Origin of the sequence: Pseudomonas sp. LFS074, from assembly GCF_047978165.1 — a bacterium.
In the GTDB taxonomy this organism is placed as follows: Bacteria; Pseudomonadota; Gammaproteobacteria; order Pseudomonadales; family Pseudomonadaceae; genus Aquipseudomonas; species Aquipseudomonas putida_P.
Window position 1 is genome coordinate 2,751,172 of the sequence record NZ_JBFPFV010000001.1, and the last position, 17,151, is coordinate 2,768,322.

17 protein-coding genes, 1 pseudogene and 1 riboswitch are annotated in these 17,151 nt (G+C 62.8%); of the genes and pseudogenes, 4 read left to right on the forward strand and 14 right to left on the reverse strand.

The features are described from left to right. Nucleotides 1–432, forward strand: a pseudogene (locus ACNQP3_RS12610) (methyl-accepting chemotaxis protein); the annotation flags it as partial. Here ACNQP3_RS12610 and ACNQP3_RS12615 read toward each other — a convergent pair. The 14 genes from ACNQP3_RS12615 to ACNQP3_RS12680 form a co-directional block, all read right to left on the reverse strand. Continuing rightward, nucleotides 407–3,679, reverse strand: coding sequence for a transporter substrate-binding domain-containing protein (locus tag ACNQP3_RS12615; RefSeq protein WP_264317103.1), 3,273 nt, complete (start codon nucleotides 3,677–3,679; stop codon nucleotides 407–409). The pseudogene ACNQP3_RS12610 and the gene ACNQP3_RS12615 sit on opposite strands and share 26 nt — an antisense overlap. Before the next feature lie 13 nt (nucleotides 3,680–3,692). Next, a complete protein-coding gene (locus ACNQP3_RS12620) occupies nucleotides 3,693–4,307 on the reverse strand; it encodes a response regulator transcription factor (protein WP_012272168.1) in 615 nt (204 codons plus the stop codon). Nucleotides 4,308–4,529: 222 nt separating this feature from the next. Beyond that, nucleotides 4,530–4,772 (reverse strand): DUF1272 domain-containing protein, encoded by a 243-nt coding sequence (locus tag ACNQP3_RS12625; RefSeq protein WP_012272169.1) that lies wholly within the window; start codon nucleotides 4,770–4,772, stop codon nucleotides 4,530–4,532. 66 nt (nucleotides 4,773–4,838) lie between these two features. Next, nucleotides 4,839–5,591 (reverse strand): precorrin-4 C(11)-methyltransferase, encoded by a 753-nt coding sequence (gene cobM / locus ACNQP3_RS12630; protein WP_012272170.1) that lies wholly within the window; start codon nucleotides 5,589–5,591, stop codon nucleotides 4,839–4,841. Nucleotides 5,592–5,624: 33 nt separating this feature from the next. Further along, complete coding sequence (locus ACNQP3_RS12635) at nucleotides 5,625–6,011, reverse strand: cobalamin biosynthesis protein (protein ID WP_060494094.1); 387 nt, start codon at nucleotides 6,009–6,011, stop codon at nucleotides 5,625–5,627. Then, nucleotides 6,011–6,697, reverse strand: a complete 687-nt coding sequence (locus ACNQP3_RS12640; RefSeq protein WP_012272172.1) for a CbtA family protein — start codon at nucleotides 6,695–6,697, stop codon at nucleotides 6,011–6,013. The genes ACNQP3_RS12635 and ACNQP3_RS12640 overlap by 1 nt, the downstream gene beginning before the upstream one ends. Before the next feature lie 9 nt (nucleotides 6,698–6,706). After that, complete coding sequence (locus tag ACNQP3_RS12645) at nucleotides 6,707–6,895, reverse strand: CbtB domain-containing protein (protein WP_012272173.1); 189 nt, start codon at nucleotides 6,893–6,895, stop codon at nucleotides 6,707–6,709. Nucleotides 6,896–6,988: 93 nt separating this feature from the next. Next, a riboswitch (cobalamin riboswitch) is annotated at nucleotides 6,989–7,213 on the reverse strand. Between the two features lie 113 nt (nucleotides 7,214–7,326). Then, nucleotides 7,327–8,427, reverse strand: a complete 1,101-nt coding sequence (locus ACNQP3_RS12650; protein WP_264317104.1) for an LLM class flavin-dependent oxidoreductase — start codon at nucleotides 8,425–8,427, stop codon at nucleotides 7,327–7,329. 27 nt (nucleotides 8,428–8,454) lie between these two features. Then, nucleotides 8,455–9,789 (reverse strand): LLM class flavin-dependent oxidoreductase, encoded by a 1,335-nt coding sequence (locus ACNQP3_RS12655; protein ID WP_264317105.1) that lies wholly within the window; start codon nucleotides 9,787–9,789, stop codon nucleotides 8,455–8,457. 90 nt (nucleotides 9,790–9,879) lie between these two features. Continuing rightward, a complete protein-coding gene (locus ACNQP3_RS12660; protein WP_012272176.1) occupies nucleotides 9,880–10,674 on the reverse strand; it encodes a class II aldolase/adducin family protein in 795 nt (264 codons plus the stop codon). Nucleotides 10,675–10,697: 23 nt separating this feature from the next. After that, on the reverse strand, nucleotides 10,698–11,642 hold the full coding sequence (locus ACNQP3_RS12665) for a D-isomer specific 2-hydroxyacid dehydrogenase family protein (RefSeq protein WP_264317106.1): 945 nt from the start codon (nucleotides 11,640–11,642) through the stop codon (nucleotides 10,698–10,700). Then, nucleotides 11,639–12,775, reverse strand: coding sequence for an acyl-CoA dehydrogenase family protein (locus ACNQP3_RS12670; RefSeq protein WP_264317107.1), 1,137 nt, complete (start codon nucleotides 12,773–12,775; stop codon nucleotides 11,639–11,641). The genes ACNQP3_RS12665 and ACNQP3_RS12670 overlap by 4 nt, the downstream gene beginning before the upstream one ends. A gap of 210 nt (nucleotides 12,776–12,985) precedes the next feature. Then, nucleotides 12,986–13,876 carry a LysR family transcriptional regulator gene (locus ACNQP3_RS12675; protein ID WP_012272179.1) on the reverse strand — a complete coding sequence of 297 codons (891 nt, stop codon included), beginning with the start codon at nucleotides 13,874–13,876 and terminating at the stop codon, nucleotides 12,986–12,988. 95 nt (nucleotides 13,877–13,971) lie between these two features. Continuing rightward, nucleotides 13,972–14,451, reverse strand: a complete 480-nt coding sequence (locus ACNQP3_RS12680; protein ID WP_012272180.1) for a GNAT family N-acetyltransferase — start codon at nucleotides 14,449–14,451, stop codon at nucleotides 13,972–13,974. A gap of 124 nt (nucleotides 14,452–14,575) precedes the next feature. Between ACNQP3_RS12680 and ACNQP3_RS12685 the strand changes: the two genes are divergently transcribed. The 3 genes from ACNQP3_RS12685 to ACNQP3_RS12695 all read left to right on the forward strand — a co-directional run bounded on the left by ACNQP3_RS12685 (nucleotide 14,576) and on the right by ACNQP3_RS12695 (nucleotide 17,148). Continuing rightward, on the forward strand, nucleotides 14,576–15,205 hold the full coding sequence (locus ACNQP3_RS12685; RefSeq protein WP_012272181.1) for a LysE family translocator: 630 nt from the start codon (nucleotides 14,576–14,578) through the stop codon (nucleotides 15,203–15,205). Nucleotides 15,206–15,226: 21 nt separating this feature from the next. Next, complete coding sequence (locus ACNQP3_RS12690) at nucleotides 15,227–16,111, forward strand: alpha/beta fold hydrolase (protein ID WP_264317108.1); 885 nt, start codon at nucleotides 15,227–15,229, stop codon at nucleotides 16,109–16,111. A gap of 62 nt (nucleotides 16,112–16,173) precedes the next feature. Continuing rightward, on the forward strand, nucleotides 16,174–17,148 hold the full coding sequence (locus tag ACNQP3_RS12695; RefSeq protein ID WP_264317109.1) for a nucleotidyltransferase domain-containing protein: 975 nt from the start codon (nucleotides 16,174–16,176) through the stop codon (nucleotides 17,146–17,148). Nucleotides 17,149–17,151 lie beyond the last annotated feature (3 nt).

Here is a 17,151-nt window from a genome sequence, read left to right on the forward strand (position 1 = left end):
GAGCAGATTTCCCAGGAACTGAACGACGCCGCGCGCAGCATCGATGCGGTGAGCAAGCAGTCGGATGTGATCGGGCAGATCGTGCTGACCATTCGCGGCATTGCCGATCAGACCAACCTGTTGGCCCTTAATGCAGCGATCGAGGCAGCCCGTGCCGGCGAGCACGGGCGCGGCTTTGCCGTGGTGGCGGACGAGGTGCGAAGCCTGGCCGCGCGAACCAGCAAGGCCACCCTGGAAATTGTCGATGTGGTTCGGCAGAACCACGACCTGTCGCTATTGGCCGTGGCCAGCATGCAGTCGAGCCTGAACCGCACCGGTCACGGCGTGGCATTGGCCAATGAGGCCGGTACGGTAATCATGGAAATTCAGCAAGGCTCGCGGCACGTCGTGGATGCCATCAGCCAGATCAGCTCGACGCTGCAATTGCATTGAGCGCATCGCGCATCTCGTCAAGCAATGCCTGCAGGCTGGTTTGCAGTTGCGCGCGCTGTTCGACAGTCGGTAAGCCCTGTGCGTGGGCGCGTTCGATGGCTTCGCAGTCGTTGACTACGGTGCGCACCCTGATCATCTTGGCGCCGCCCTTGATGCGATGGGCCAGGGTGTGCACAGCCTCATCAGGTGCGTCGTCAGCCAGTGCGCTCAAGGCGGCCAGGTCTTCTCCCACGCTGATCGACAGTTGTTCGAGCAAATGCCGCGTCAACTGTTCGTCGCCCTGGGTCAGGTGGCGCAATTCGGCCAGGTCGAACCCGGTGTGGCGTGGTGTCGGCGACTGCTGTTGAGGGTGGACTTGTGGGAGATGGTTCTTGAGTGCACGCAGGCCAATCGGTTTGAACAGGCATTCGTCCATGCCGCTGGCCAGGCAGCGGGCACGCTCCTCGGCCTGGGCGTTGGCGGTCACGCCAATAATCCGGCTTGCAGGCAGGTCGCGTTCACCCTCCAGGGCGCGAATGCGCCGGGTGAGTTCGTGGCCGTCCATGACCGGCATGCTGCAATCGGTAATCACCAGGTCGAAGCGCGCGGCCTGCCAGTGTGCCAGGGCGATTTCGCCATTCTCCGCCAAGGTCACGCGATGGCCCAAGGTATTCAGTTGTCGCTCCAGCAACAACAAGTTGGCAGGGTAGTCGTCGACCACCAGAATATTCAGCGGGCCACTGCTGCTCTCTTGTGCCGGCAGGTCCCGTTCGGCCTGTGTCGGTGCAGTGCAGGTGGGCAGTTGCAGGTTGACTTGGACCCGGGTACCGACGCCCTCGACGCTCTGCAGGGTCAAGGCGCCGCCCATCAATTCGACCAGGGTACGGCTGATGACCAACCCCAGGCCTGCACCCTGGCGGGTTCTTGGGCCCTCGGCCTGAACGAAGGCATTGAACAGCCGGGCCTGGTCGGCGGGGCTGATGCCGATGCCTGTGTCGCGCACATTCAGTGTGATGGCCAGCATGCCGTGGTCGGCAACGTTGGGCAACAGCAGGCTCGCCTGCACTTCACCACGGTTGGTGAACTTGATGGCGTTGCTGATAAGGTTGGACAGAATCTGCTTGAGCCGCAGCGGATCAGCCAGCACCCAGACCGGTTCTGCGGGCATTTCGCCGTGCAGATGCAGGCTTTTGGCCCGTGCATTGCCTTCGAACACCCGCAGCGTGGAGCGCACCAGCTCCACGAGGTCGGTGGGCACTGGCTGCAGGCTGATATGCCCGGATTCGATACGGGAAATGTCGAGGACATCGCCAATCAGCTCGAGCAGGCCAATGGCCGAATCGTGTGCGGTTTGCAAGGTCTGGGTGTCACACCGGCCGCCGCGGCTGTCCACCAACGCCATTTCCAGCAGACCGATCACGGCATTCATCGGGGTACGGATTTCATGGCTCATGGTGGCCAGGAAGGTGCTTTTGGTCTGGCTGGCCTGTTCGGCGTCATCCTTGGCCTGGCGCAGCTGTTCAAGCAGCCCGCGGCTCAGCGCCAGCTGTGCCTGCAGCGCGTGCTGAGCATCGGTACGCTGGTTGATCAGTTTGCGCAGGTAGCTGTTCCAGAACACCACCCCGGCCAGCAGCAGGGCCGACAACACCAGCACCTGCAAGGCCAGGGTGCGGTAGTCGCGCCATGGGCTGTCACTGACCAGGGTGCTGGTGCGCCAGCGGTTGATCAGTTGGTCAAGCTCTTCGGGCGGAATGCTCAGCAGTGCCTTGTCGAGGATGGCTTGAAGCTGGGGCTGGTCGGCGGCGACGGCGAATGCGGCAATGGCCGGTTGGTCGTCGAGCACGCTGGCGATGCGCAAGCGGCCCTTGAACACGTGGCTGATGTAGTAGGCCGCATTGATTTGGTTGCTCAGTGCCGCGTCGGCGTTGCCATTGACCACCGCCTCCATCAGGCCGAGCGGGTTGTCCACTTCGATCAGGCTGGCCTGCGGGTAGCGTTGCTGCAACATGGCCCGCTGCGGTGAGCCGCGCACCAGGGCAATGCGCTGGCCGTTCGAGGCCATGGCCTGTACAGGCGATGCCTGGTCGCTGCGGGTGACCAGCACCCGTGGGCTGACCAGGTAGGGGCGGGTAAAGCGCAGTTGCTTCACGCGCTCCGCGCCATAGCCGAGGGCACCGATCATCAGTGCATCGCCTCGCTTCAGGCGTTCAACCATGGCGTAGGCCGACGTGCTTTCGATGGGGTTGAAGTGCAGCCCTGTACGCAACCCGATCTGCTTGAGCAGGTCGAGAGTAATGCCGCTGGGGTGATGCTGGGCGTCGTTGAAAGTCAGTGGCGCCAGCGAAGTATTGATCAACACGTTAACGGTGGGGTGCTCGGCGATCCAGGCTTGTTCTTCGGCACTGAGGGCGCTCAGGTGACGCTGCAGTAGCAGGCTGGTGTTGCCGCTGCTCCAGGGGCGCAGAATGTTCAGGCGCTCGCTTTCGCTGATGCGCGCCAGCGCCTTGTCGACCAGTTGCAGCAAGCGCGAGTGGTCGTTGGCCACGGCGAAGGCGAAGACCTCGGGGGGTACATGGGAAAAATGGTCGACTTTCAACGCGCCCTGAAAGCTTTTCCCGATACTGAAATCGGTGCTGAGGGCATCGCCCAGGTAGGCGTCTGCCTCACCCAGCTCGACCGCCGCAAGCCCGGCCAGCGTGGAACGGTACAGGCTCAACTGTGCCTTGGGGTAGAGGCTGCGTACGCTGCTGGCTGGCAAGTAGTGATCAACCATGGCCAGGCGCATGCCGGCGAGGTCGGGCGTGCTTTTCAAGCTGCGCCCTTCTCGGGTGACGATCACCGGCAGGTCGTCAGCGTAGGGGGTACTGAGGCTGAGCTGAGCATCTGCCGCCTCGAAGCCGTTGGAGCTGCCGAGCAGGTCGATGCGGCCATCACGCAAGGCGGTGATTGCCTCGTGGCGGCTGTCGAAGCGACGTACTTCGATGGCTATGCCAAGCTGTTCGCCGATGATGCCGGCGTAGTCGGCGCTCAGGCCCTCATAGTCTTGTTGGCTGACATTGATTTCAAACGGCGGGTAGTCGGGGCGCGAAGTGCCCAGTACCAGGCGTTGACGTTGTTGTAGCCAGTGGCGGTCGTCGGCGGACAGCGTTAGCGGGGCGGCGGCGCTGACCGAGCGGGCCAGCAGTTGGCGGGGTTCGCTGCTGGCCAGCAGCGCACTAGCGTTGGCCAGGCCGATGGCCAAAAGGGCGCTCGCCAGCAGCTGCTTCATGGTAGTCGGGTGCTCAAAGGACGCTGTTACGCTTGGCCAGGTCGACCATTTCAACCAGTGATTCAGTCTTGAGCTTTTCCATGATTCGGCCCCGATACGTGCTGATGGTCTTGGCGCTGAGGTTCATGCAGGTGCCGATATTCTTGTTGTTTTCACCGCGCGCCAGGCGCCGCAATACTTCCATTTCGCGGTTGGAGAGGCTGGCCAGGCGTACTGGCTCGCTTTCCAGCGAATTGCTGTTGACCGACATCTGTGGAAAGGTTGAATAGCCCTTGACCAGGGCCTTGAGGGCAAACAGCAGCGCTTCGTGGTCCTCTTCCTTGGTGACGAAGGCGCCGATCCCGGCATCCAGGCAGCGGCGCACATACAGGTCGGTGGCCTGGCCAGTCAGCACCATGATCTTCGGCGCCGGCTCCAGACACTGCAGGCGCTTGATGACTTCCATGCCGTCCAGGCCAGGCAGGCCGATATCGAGAATGACCACGTCCGGGCGCAGCCTGCGAGCCTCCTGCGCCACTTCACTGCCATCGCCAACTTCGCCGACTACATGGAAGCGCTCGCGTTCGAGCAGTAGGCGCAGCGACAGCCGGACGATGGGGTGGTCGTCGACGATCAGCACGGTTGTCATGTGGAAAACTCCTGTAGGGATGTGGTCCGCTTCCTGGATCACTCAGGAATACGTCTGCAAGTGGGGTTGTCGGAAGCGCTGCACGATACGACCATTCCCGAAGTTTGGTAATGCCGAGTATAGAAGTGTTGAGATTTCCCGTGCCTGCTGTTGAAAAACCCTACAAAAAACAAGAAAGACATCACTGCTGACAAGGCAGTGATGTCGGTTATTTGCGGTGGTTCAGGCGCAGGCAGCGTGCGATTTGTTTACGCGCAGGGTGGAAGCGGGGTTGTTGGTCAATGCCTGGCCGACCCGCGTCGGGCGGGCCACCAGCTGACCGGTGCAATTTGGGCAACGGCCTTGGAAGCGGGTTTCGGCACAGCTACGGCAGAATGTGCATTCGAAAGAGCAGATCATAACGTCGGGGTTGTCACCCCTCAGGTCGGTATCGCAGCACTCGCAGTTGGGGCGTAATTCCAGCATGGGCAGGGCTCCTGTTCGCAGGCGGGAACCGGCAGTCTGCTATGCCCGAGGCAAGGCTGGCAATGTTCAGTCGCCAGGGCGATACAGGTGGGCGTGCCCGGCACGGTACAAGGCCGATTCGGCGAATGGCGTATCCCCCAGAACGTGGCCTACCAGGATCAGCGCCGTGCGCCGAAAGCCCTTGCTTGCCACGCGTTCGACGATATCGCCGAGGTTGCCGCGTACCCAGTCCTGGTCTGGCCAGGTGGCGCGATGCACCACCGCTACCGGGCAGTGTGCGCCGTAGTGCGGCAGCAGCTCATCGACAATGCGCGAAAGGTGTTTGACCCCCAGGTGAATCGCCAGCGTGCTGCCGTGGCGCGCCAGGTCGCCCAGTTGCTCGCCAGGCGGCATGGGCGAGCTGTCGCCATAGCGGGTGAGGATCACGGTCTGCGCCACTTGAGGCAAAGTCAGTTCGCAGCCGAGCAGGGCAGCGCTGGCCGCCGTGGCAGTCACTCCCGGGATGATCTGGTAATCGATGCCCAGTGCTTGCAGGTGGCGGATCTGCTCGCCGATGGCGCCGTACAAGCTGGGGTCGCCGCTATGTACGCGGGCTACATCCAGCCCCCGTTCGTGTGCGCTTTGCATGGCCGCGATAATCTGCTCCAGATGCAGTTCGGCGCTGTTGATCACGGCCTCGGCCTGATGGCCTTCGAGCACGGCAGCGGGCACCAGTGAGCCGGCATAAATGATCACCGGGCATTGGCGAATCAGCCGTTGGCCCTTGACCGTGATCAGTTCTGGGTCGCCAGGGCCGGCGCCGATGAAGTAGACGGTCATGGAAAGTCCTTGCAAGAAATAGGGTATGAAACGTCAGCCGGCCAGGGCGAGGGTCGCCGGGCCTAGTACCTTGCGTGGCAGCAGCAACCTAGCCGTGCCCAGTTGTTGGCTGGCCAGGGCCAGTGCCGCACTCTCGGCCACGCCCCAACAGCCGCTGTGGGCATAGGCGGTGGCCGAGCGGTGGCTGAGCAACGGCTCATAGGCTTGGAGTTGCGCGCTATGGTACAGCACCAAGGGCAAGGCCAGGCGTGCGGCCAGTTGCTGCAGGCCGGCTTCGTCGGCCTTGAGGTTGATGCTGGCAATGCCGCGCAGGTCGGAAAGCGCCAGGCCCTGGCTAGCCAGGGCTTGGTGCAGCAGGGTTTGCAGGGTATCCGCCGGGCAACCCCGGCGGCAGCCGAAGCCAGCGTAGAAAGCCGGCATCAGGCCTCGCTGGAGCGGCGGAACAGCCACGCACTGAGCAGGCCCAACGCCACCCAGAAGGCAGCGTTGGTCAGCCAGGAGGCCATCTTGAACTGCGTCTCCAGTGCTTCGGGGGCCAGGCTTTCATGGACTTCAGGCTGTGGCGCACCGATCACATGGGGGATAACCAGCAGCACGGCGCCCAGCGCCTTCAGCAGCCAGTGGCGGGCGAACACCAGCAAGGCCAGGCCAAGGGCGGTGGCGCTGGCCGTGCCAATCCACCAGGCCTGGCGTTGCCCCAGGTCGGCGGCAGCAGTGCCGGGCAGTTCCGGTGGCAACCCCAACGTTGGGGCCAGACAGAACACGGCGAAACCGGCCAGGCCCCACAAGGCGCCAGTGCTGACGCGCTTCGGCTCGCGCAGGCCATACAGTGCGGCGAGGATCAGGGCAAAGCCCACCGCCACCACCAGGTTGCCACCGGTGGTGGACAGCACGCGCTGCCAGCCGTCTTCTGGTGACCAGGCTTCGGCGCTGTGTTCATGAGCGCCCTCATTGCCGCCATGTTCGTGTTGGGCGGCCGGGGCCGAGGACTCGTAGGTTTCCGCTTCGAGAATCAGCGGGGCGACCCAAAAGCTTTGCAGCAAGGTCAGCAACAGGGCCGCAAGCAACCCGCTGAAACCCGCAGTACGGGCAATGCGCGTGATCATCAGGCGTACTCAGTGGCAGGGGAAGGCGGCGCTGTGGCGGGTGTCGTGGGCGGCGTTGTGCACGGCCTCGATGTGCGAGAAGCCGGCGAAGTACACCAGGCACAGGCCCAACAGGCTGGCGCCGACGGCGATGACTACGCGCTGGCTGAGGGTGACGGGTGTGGCAAGGCTGTGCTGCTTGGCGCTGGTGACGGGCATGACGCGTTCCTCTGCTTTTTAGTGAGCAACGGGCGAGCGCGGCAGCCCCGGGCGGGGTCGCCCAGGGGAATGCAACAGCGCCCGCCCACCGCGGGGTGTTCATGAACGCCAGGCCGGTCTCCGGGCTTGCGAGGAAGAGCAGGGCTCCTGGAACACGTCACCTTCCCATGCCGTACTACGAGGCACAGTGGTACAGACGCTTCACTCGCTTACCGTTGCGGGGGCAGCACCGGCATTGTCCGGCCCTGCTGGAGGGCCTGCGACGCACCGGTTTCCCGTTTCACCCCCTACGGGGGCACCTGAACGTGAGGCATAAGGAGAGCATGGGGCGGGCTTGGCGTCAATCTGTGGGTGCATCTGCCTTCCACCCATTTCAGGCTTGCGCGGGTTCCTGCCGGACGGCGCTATCCCTGCAGCCGTACCGCAGAAATCTACGCAGTTCGAACATCGCGGCCAGACTCACGCTGGGCTACCAGCGCGCGAATGCGCGGGATCAGGTCCTGCCCGTACTCGACCGCATCACGCAATTGGTCAAAACCGCGGAACAGGAAAGTGCTCACCCCAAGCTTGTAGTAAGCCAATGCGGCCTCTGCCACCTGCTCTGCAGTCCCCACCAGCGACGTAGAGTTACCGGCACCGCCACCCAGCGCGGCAATCTCGGTCCACAGCCGGGTGTCATGCACTTTGCGCTGGCTGGCCAGCTGCACCAGACGCTCAGAGCCGGCATTGCTCTTGCCGAAGTTCTTCTCGCGGCGGTTGCCCTGGTGGATGCCGATCCGCGCCTGGGCGTCGGCCAGAATGCGCTCGGCACGGCCCCAGGCCTCGGCCTCGGTAGCGCCCAGAATCGGCCGCAACGACAGGCTGAAGCGAATATGCTTTTCGCGTCCGTAGCGGGCGGCGGCCTTGCGCACTTTGGCGATGCGTTCGCGTACCTGTTCCAGCGGTTCGCCCCACATCATGTACACATCGGCGTGTTTGGCGGCCACTTCGACGGCCGCATCAGAGGCGCCAGAGAAATAGATCGGCAAATGCTGCACTGGCTTGACCAGGGTCAGGTTGTCTTCGACGCGGTAATGTGTGCCCTGGTGGTCGAACGGTTCATGGCGAGTCCAGGTGTCACGCAGTACCTGCAGGTATTCGTCGGTGCGCGCATAACGGGCATCCTTGTCCAGGAAGTCGCCATCGCGCTGCAGGTCGCCGCTGTCGCCGCCGGTAATGACGTTGATCGAGGCACGGCCATGGCTCAGCTGGTCAAGGGTGGCGAACTGGCGGGCGGCGAAGGTCGGGGCCTGGAAGCCAGGGCGGTGGGCTACCAGCAGGCCGATGCGCTCGGTGAGGGCGGCCACATAGCTGGCCAGAATCAACGAATCCGGCGCGCTGGTATTGACTGCCAGCAGCGCTTTGTCAAAGCCACCATACTCTTGGGCCTGGGAGAAGGCTTTGATGAACTCCAGGTCGACCAGCGGGCCGCGTGCTGCCTGTGACTCGCTGCTTTCCTGCGGGCCGATGAGGCCGATGAATTCGAGGCTCATGGAACAGAACTCCTTGTCGTGATGGGCTCAGGCAACCGCTGTCTGGGTGCGGCGCAGTGTGTTGCGGTTTTCCGGCACGTCGAGGCCGAAATGGTCTCGCAGGGTTGTACCGGCATACGTCTGGCGTACCAGGCCTCGCGCTTGCAGCAGCGGCACCACCTGCTCGGTGAAATACTGCAGGCCGTCGGGTAGCAGCGAGTTGATGATGAAACCGTCGGCCGCGCCGTTTTCGAACCAGTGCTGCAGGGCATCGCCAACCTGTTCCGGGGTACCGACGAAGTCCCGGCGTGGACGCGAGAAACGCAGCGCCAGCTCGCGCAAGGTCAGGCCTTCATCACGGGCCAGCTGCTTGAGTTGGTCCGAGGTGCCCTTGTGGCTGTCATTGCCCAGCGTGCCGAGGTCGGGGAAGGGCGCGTCCAAGTCATGGTGGCTGAAGTCGTAGTCGTTGAACGGCCGGCCAAGCGCAACCAGGGCATCTTCGATGCTTACCAGGTCCACGGCTTGCTGATAACGCTGTTCGACCTCCTCGGCGTCGCGGCCGACGATCGGGCGTATGCCGGGCAGGATGAACAATGCATCCGGATCACGGCCATGGCGCGCGGCACGCTGCTTGAGGTCCTGATAGTAAGCGTGGGCATCGTCGAACGATTCCGGGTTGACGAAGATGGCGTCGGCGTTTTGCGCGGCGAAGTTGCGACCCTCTTCCGACACGCCTGCCTGGAAGATCAGTGGCTGGCCCTGGGGCGAGCGCTGGATGTTCAGCGGGCCCTTGACCTTGAAGAACTCACCCTGGTGGCCGAGGGTGTGCAGTTTGGCCGGGTCGAAGAACTGTCCGCTTTGCTTGTCGCGGGTAAAGGCGTCGTCTTCCCAGGAGTCCCACAGCCCTTTGACCACCTCTACGTGCTCGCGCGCAATTCGGTAGCGCACGGCATGCGGCGGGTGTTCAGCCTTGCCGAAGTTGTCAGCAGTACCGGAAAGCCAGGAAGTCACCACGTTCCAGCCCGCGCGCCCACCGCTGATCAGGTCCAGCGAGGCGAACTGACGTGCTACCTGGAAGGGCTCGGTGTAGCTGACCGTGACCGTGGCCACCAGGCCGATGTGTTCGGTTACCGTAGCCAGCGCCGAGAGGATGGTCAGCGGCTCGAAACGGTTGAGGTAGTGAGGGCTGGAGCGGGCGTGGATGTGCAGGCTGTCGGCAATGAAGGCGAAGTCGAACGTTGCCGCCTCCGCCAGTTTTGCCTGATGTTTGTAGAAACCGAAATTGACACTGGCATCGGCCAATGCATCGGGGTGGCGCCATTCGCCCCAGCCGTGGCCGACGCCATGGATCATGGCGCCCAGGCGGATCTGTCGTTTGCTCATCGGAATACCTGCGGGTTGTGCTGCAAATGGAGTCGATACGGCCTTGAAACTCAGCCGCGGCGGAGGTCGGTACAGGCCACAAGAACGCGGTCAGTTCTGGTAATCCAGTCCCTCCCGATCCAGCTGGCGTATCAGCGCATCCCAATGCCGCTGGATCCCTTCCCCCAGCCCATCGGAAAACCGCTTCGACTGCTCATGCACCTTGGCAATTGCTGCCGGCGCCGCGTACAGCAGTTGGTCGTTGCCCCCTGCCTGCGCCGCCACCTGGATGTTGCAGGCCCGCTCCAGCCCGTGCAGCTCGCGGAAGGCATGCTCGACGCTGATTCCCCCGGTCAGCAGGCCATGGTTGCGCAGGATCAGGATATTGCTGTCGCCCAGGTTGGCCACCAGCCGCTGCTGCTCGTCCAGGTCCAGGGCGACGCCTTCGTAGTCGTGGTACACCACGCGGCTGTAGTAGGCCAGGGCATGCTGCGAGATTGGCAGCAGGCCATCGCGTTGTGCCGACACTGCTGCGCCATCACGCGTGTGGGTGTGCAGCACGGCCTTGAGGTCGGGCCGCGCACGGTGAATGGCGCTGTGAATCACATAGCCGGCCTGGTTGATGCCCAGGCCCAGGGGATCATCGATGATCGTGCCATCTACATCGACCTTCACCAGGTTGGAGGCGGTGATCTCGTCGAACAGCAGGCCGAAGGCGTTGATCAGAAAGTGTTCGTCGGGCCCAGGCACGCGTGCCGAGAAGTGTGTGTAGATATGGTCGGTCCAGCGGAACAGGGCAGCCAGGCGATAGGCCGCAGCCAGCTTTACTCGCACCTCCCATTCTTCGGCGCTGACCCGTTGGCGCACGGTGTTTTCCTGGGGGGCGATGACAGACAATGCAGTCATGGTGTTCTCCAAAAAGTGTCGGTTCAGTAGCCGCGCTGGGTATCGACCAGGTTGTGCAGCGGTGCCTGTTCGCGGTAGCGGGCGAAGTTGTCGAGAAATGCGTCGAGCAAGGCCGGGTAGCCGTCCTCGGAAATCGCCGAGGTATGCGGCGACAGGAATACTCGCGGGTGCTGGTACAGCGGGTGCCCCGTCGGTAGCGGCTCCGGTTCGGTGACATCCAGGCTGGCGCGGGCGATCAGGCCACTGTCCAGGGCATCGAGCAGGGCTTGCTGGTTCAGCAGCCCGCCACGGGCGATGTTGATCAGGTGCAGGCCGGGCTTGGCCTGGGCCAGTACCTGGTGGTCGATCAGGCCACGGGTGGCAGGGGTGAGCGGGGCGGCGATGACCAGGTGATCGCTGCCGGCAAACAGCTGCTGCAGGTTGTCGACGCGCTGTACGCCCGGCACCTCGGCAATGGGTTGGCCTGGGCGATTCAGCGCCAGTACCTGCATGCCCAGGGCATTTGCCTTGCGCGCCAGGCTCTGGCCGATGCTGCCGAAGCCGAATATGCCCAGGGTACGGCCACGTACCGGGGCCAGCGGGGTCAGGCGCCAGTCGGCGTCTTTGACCCACAGGCCCGGTAGCTGCTTGGCGGCAGCGAGCACCAGAGCCAAGGCAAACTCGGCCACCTGCTCGGCATTGGCGCCGCGTCCACTGGTGACCGGCGGGCCCTGGAACACCCAGTCGGGGTAGAAGTCGATGCCCGAGGACACCACCTGCACCCAGCGCAATTGCCACGGCCAGCCGGCGGGCGGGGAATCCACTCGGTTACCGCGTACATTGACCGGGCGCAGGATGAAGACGTCGGCAGGGATGTCCAGCTGCAACTGGGTGGGTGCGATATCGACCACCTCGTGGTCAGGCAACTGATCGCGCAGGTACTGGTTAGCCTGGGCGTCCAGCTGGCTGGCGATGATCGAGTGGCTCATGCTGCCACCTCCGCCAAGGCTGCACGGCCGACCTGGCCAAGTACTACGTCATCCTGGGGGGTGTGGATGCGGCTGCACAGCACATCGCGATAGTGCCGCTCCAACGGGTTGCGCCGTGACAGGCCAGGGTTACCGGCAGCCTCGATGGCCAGCTCCACAGCCTGGATGGCATTGCGGCTGACCAGGTGCTTGAGTTGCCCGGCATGGCGCGGCTCGGTCTGCCCGCTGACGGCGGCGTTCAGCAGGCTCTGGTTGGCGAACAGCAGCGTGTCGATGCGTCCGACCACGTCCTGGAAACGCGCCAGGCTGGCCAGCGGTGCCCCCAGGTTGGACGGCGCCCGCTGGTTCAGGAACTGCACCAGCCAGTCACGTGCGGCCTGGGCCACACCGTCGTACAGTGCAGGCAGCAACACTGCCATCCACAGCAGGCCGGTGCTGTCGAGTTCGGGGCGTGGTGCGCTGGCCGGGCTGACGCTGACGGCATGCTCCAACGGGATCAGCACCTCGTCGAACTGCACTTCATGGCTGCAGGTGGCACGCATGCCCAGGTGGTCCCAGTCTTCGACGATACGGATGCCAGGGGTGTCCTTGTGTACCAGGAAGCCGCCTACGAGGGGGTCCTGGTCGTCGCTGCGGGCCCACACCAGGTACCAGCTCAGGCCATGGCTGCCGGTGGAGTAGATTTTGCGCCCGGACAACCGCCAGCCCTCGGCGGTGCGCCGAGCGGTGGTCGCCGGCAAGCCACCGCGTGCCGGTGTGCCCAGTTCCGGCTCGACGCGAAAGGCGTTGATCAGCGCGCCGTTGGCCACCGCGTCGCGTGCCACTTGCAGGCGCAGGTGCTCGGGCCAGCGATCTTCGTCCTGTAGGCGCAAGTGCTGCAGGTACTGCATCACCAGGATCAATGCGGTGGACGGGCAGCCTTTGCCGACGGCGGTGATCACCAGGCGTGCGCTGGCCAGGTCGGCCCCGCCACCGCCCAGGGCGCGCGGCACGGTGAAACTCAGCAGGCCGTGGCGGTGCAGCAGGGTGAAGTTGTCGACGGGGAACTGGCCGCTGCGGTCGTAGCGCTCGGCATTGCTGGCCAGGGCCTGGGTGAGTTCGGCTAGTGCGCTGGCGGAAGGGGGGGGACTCATGGGTATTCATCCCTGGAACACGGTGGGTTTCTAAGACCGTATTCGTATGGGTGAAGGCTGTAAAAGTCTTTTTTGTTCTATGCTAATTATCAGTTGTCTGAATTAAAGTTGTTAGTTGTTATGCAAGACTGGTATTTAATGGGGCTGCATTGCAGCCCATCGGGAACATGAGGCGTCTCCTAGGCAGTGAACTGCGCCACGTTTTTACGCTCACCCACACAACTGTTGCCCGGCCACCCGGCCAAACAGCTCCACCGGCTCCTGCAGGTTGCCCAGGTAGCGCGGGTGGAACAGCCACAAATCCACCTGGGGCTTGAAGTCCGTTACATTGACCACATCCAGCGCGTCCCGATGGCGGCTGTTCTGCAACAACGGCTCAGGCACGAGGCCAAGCCCCTGCCCATTGGCCACCAGCCCCAATTGCAACTCGGTACCAAAGGTCTCCAGGTTGATCGACAAGCTCAGCCCCTGTTCACTCAGGGCGCGCTGCAGCCCCGCGCGGAAGCCGCAGCCATCGGGGTTGAGCACCCAGCCACGGGTGTAGCAGTCCTTGAGCTTGAGGCTGCGCTTGCCGGTGCTGCCTTTGGCTGCAACTACCCGCAGTGGCATGCGTGCGATCGACTGGCTGGCGATGCCCTCGGGGAAGATCTTGCCCGGCGGGAACAGCGCAGCGGCAGCGTCGAGTTCGCCATTTTCCATGCGCGCGATCAGGCTGCTGCCCCAGCCGCTGGTGACCTGGGTGCGCAGGTCCGGGTAGGTTTCGCGGATTTGCGCCAGGGCATCGAGCAGCACCACATCACCCAGGGTTTGCGGCACGCCCAGCCGCAGGGTCCCGGAAGGCGCTCCGTCGTTGGCCACCAGCTCGCGCAGCGAGTCGATCTCGCGCAAAATGGCTTTGCACTGTTCGTACACGCGCAGCCCCATGGGGGTCGGTTTGAGAGGCTTGGTGTTGCGGTCGAGCAGGGTGGCGCCCAGGTCTTCTTCGAAGTTCTGTACGCGGCGGGTGATGGCCGGTTGAGTCAGCTGCAGGGCCTCGGCGGCGAGGTTGGTCGACTGGCAACGGATGACCGCCACGAAGGCGTCCATGTCATCGATTTTCATATTCGGCGCTCACATATTGGGGCGGTGGGACATACCTTGGAAGAATAATCCTCATTGGCAGGATTGTCACAGCACCGTCCGGGTAACCCGCGTGATCAACCTTGGGCGAATGCCGCCAGCTTCTCCCCGTCCAAGCGGTAGCGCACCCACTCATCCTGCGCCTCGGCCCCCAGCTTCTGATAGAAACCGATCGCAGGCTCGTTCCAGTCCAGCACGCTCCATTCCAGGCGCCCGCACTGGTTCGCCACCGCCTCGCGGGCAATGTGCTGCAGCAGTTGCCGCCCGGCGCCATCGCCACGTTGCTCGGGTGTCACATACAAGTCTTCCAGGTAAATGCCATTGCGCCCGAGCCAGGTCGAGTAGCTGTAGAAATACACGGCAAAACCAATCGCCCGGCCATCACGCTCGCAGATCAGGCTGTGCACTGTGCTGCCCTCATCGAACAGGCTGTGCTCGATATCCGCCAAGGTGGCGACCACCTCGTGGCGTGCGCGCTCGTAATCGGCAAGTTCAGTGATGAAGGCCAGGATCTGCTCGGCATCGGTGCGAACGGCAGGGCGAATGATGAGGCTCATGGTGACGGCTTCCTTGATCCGGGTTAGAGGTACAGTGGTGTGTATCTAAATAATTTAATGTAACTGTATCGGTCGCAGGGTAGGGCGACTCCGGTAGTGTGACAGTACCTAAGAAGAAAGTGGAATGCCCGCCATGCTTGCCTCTGCCGACCTGCTGACTGCCTTCGTGCTATTTGCTTTCGTGTCTTCCATCACCCCTGGGCCCAACAACACGATGTTGCTGGCGTCGGGGGTGAACTTCGGCGTGCGCCGCTCGATCCCCCATGCCCTGGGCATCAGCGTCGGGTTCATGGTCATGGTGCTGGCCGTAGGCCTGGGCCTGGGCGAGGTGTTCAAGGCCTGGCCGCCGTTGTACACGGTGCTGCGCTATACAGGCGCGGCCTACTTGCTGTTCCTGGCCTGGAAGATTGCCACCTCCGGGCCGGTCGGGACGGCCTCTTCCAGTGCCCGCAAACCGCTGGGCTTCTGGGGCGCGGCGGCGTTCCAGTGGGTCAATCCCAAGGCCTGGGTGATGGCGGTAGGGGCGATTACCACCTACACGCCGGCGCAAGGCTATGTGACCAACGTGATCGTCATCGCCGCCTTGTTTGCATTGGTCAACCTGCCCAGCGTCGGTGTGTGGGTGATGTTCGGCAGCGCGTTGCGCAACTTGTTGCAGAACCCGCGCTGGCTGATGCTGTTCAATGTCCTGATGGCCGTGTTGCTGGTGATTTCACTGTACCCACTGCTGTTTGTAGAATCAGCGTTTTCCTAGCCTCGCGAGTACAGCCAACTGATGGAGTTGATCCCCTGGTCCCACGAATGTGCCGAAGGCTTCACCCTGCGTGGCTGGCGTACCCCGGCCAGCGGCAAGCCGTTGCTGCATTTCCTGCACGGCAATGGCTTCTGTTGCCTGGCCTACCAGCCGTTGTTGATGCGCTTGAGTGAGCATTTCGACCTGTGGCTTTGCGATGTCCAAGGGCATGGTGACAGTGACCACGGAGGGGTGTTTCGTGGTTGGAACCGTACCGCTGCGCTAGCCGTTGAAGCGTTTGAGGAAGGGCGTGGCGAGTACGGCGACGTACCTCGATTTGCTGTAGGGCACAGCTTCGGTGGCGTACTTACCGGGCTGATCCTGGCCAGCGAGCCGCAACTGTTTGCACGTGCCGTGCTGCTCGACCCGGTGCTGTTCAGCCGACGCATGATTGGCGTGATGGGGGCGGCAGCCCTGGTTGGTCTGCATCAGCGCCATGCGCTTGCGCGCAAGGCTGCCAGCCGCCGCAGCCACTGGCCCGATCGCGAAGCCGCGCTGGCTTCGCTGCAGGGGCGTGGCATTTTCAAAGGCTGGACCGATGCGGCGTTGCAGGCCTATGTCGAGCATGCCATCGGCGATTGTGGCGAGGCAGTGGTGCTCAAGTGCCGGCCCAGCCGTGAAGTGGAAATTTTCAGTTCGTTCCCCAAGCGCATGTGGGCAAGCCTGGCGGCGATCAATACCCCCACGCGGGTGATGTATGGCGAACGTACCTACCCCTTCGTACCGCACTCGGTACAGCGGCTGCTGGCAATCAACCCGCAGGTGACCGGCCACCAGGTACCCGGTGGGCACTGCTTCATGCAAGAGGACCCCGAGCTTTGTTCCAGCGAAGTGAAAAGGTTCCTACTGGAGGGGTTTGCAGGATAACTTTTCCACGCAGTAGCGGAGAAATGTCATCAGTAAGGTGATGCTTTTTTGAGCCTGCAACGATGATTACCACGACCTTTTCACAACACCCTTGTTTGCAAAAGCACTTCGATCATTCTTGGCAGGCAAACAATTCGCTGCGCCAGGCCATGCAGTACGCCCTCGCTCCGCTGGTCAGGCAAGCCCCCGTTTCTGTTGTTGTCGTGGGGTCTTACGGGCGGTGCGAGGTCTCGCGTATTTCGGACATCGATTTTTTCATCGTGCATGACGGCAGCATGTCTGAGGCCCGGCTGCTCGACGTACTGCATCAAGTCAAAAACCTGGTTCGACCGCTCAGCTGGCCGGGTGAGAGCGATGAGTCCAAGTTTGGTCAGGGCGCGCTTTCACTCTATTCGGAGTTGAGCAACCACATTGGATGGAAGCAGGAAAGCAATACGGCGCTCACCCGACGAATGCTGCTCCTGCTGGAAGGCCGCCCACTGTTTGGCGATGAGAGTTTCACTCGGTGGCGAACCGAGTTGCTGTGCCGGTATGTGGCAAGCGACCAAGGAACAGGGTTGCCCAGGTTCATGCTTAATGATGTGGTTCGGTATTACCGCAGCATGATGGCGAACTTCGAGGAAAAGCGGGCTGAAGGCAAGGCTTGGGGCGTGCGCAACATCAAGCTGAAGTTCTCTCGCAAGCTGCTTTACCTGGGAGGGATCGTGGTGATTGCCGAGGTCCATGGTCTACCGGCCAGTGAAAAGATTAAACGCCTCGACCATTGGCTTTCATTCACACCGCTACAACGCGTTGCGATGCTGGGACAGTCAAACCCCCATACTGGGCAGTTGCTAGAGCAGTATGCCTTGTTCCTGGACTTGATATCTTCACTGGAAAATCGTCGTCGCTTGGACTCACTGAGCCCAGAATACGCACGGACAGATCCTCTCTACCGAGAAATTTCCATCGTAGGCAAGGCATTTTCCGAGGGGCTTGAGCAATGGCTCGCAGCCCAGTATCCAGGCCATCCAATCCTGCACGCAATGCTTTTCTGAACA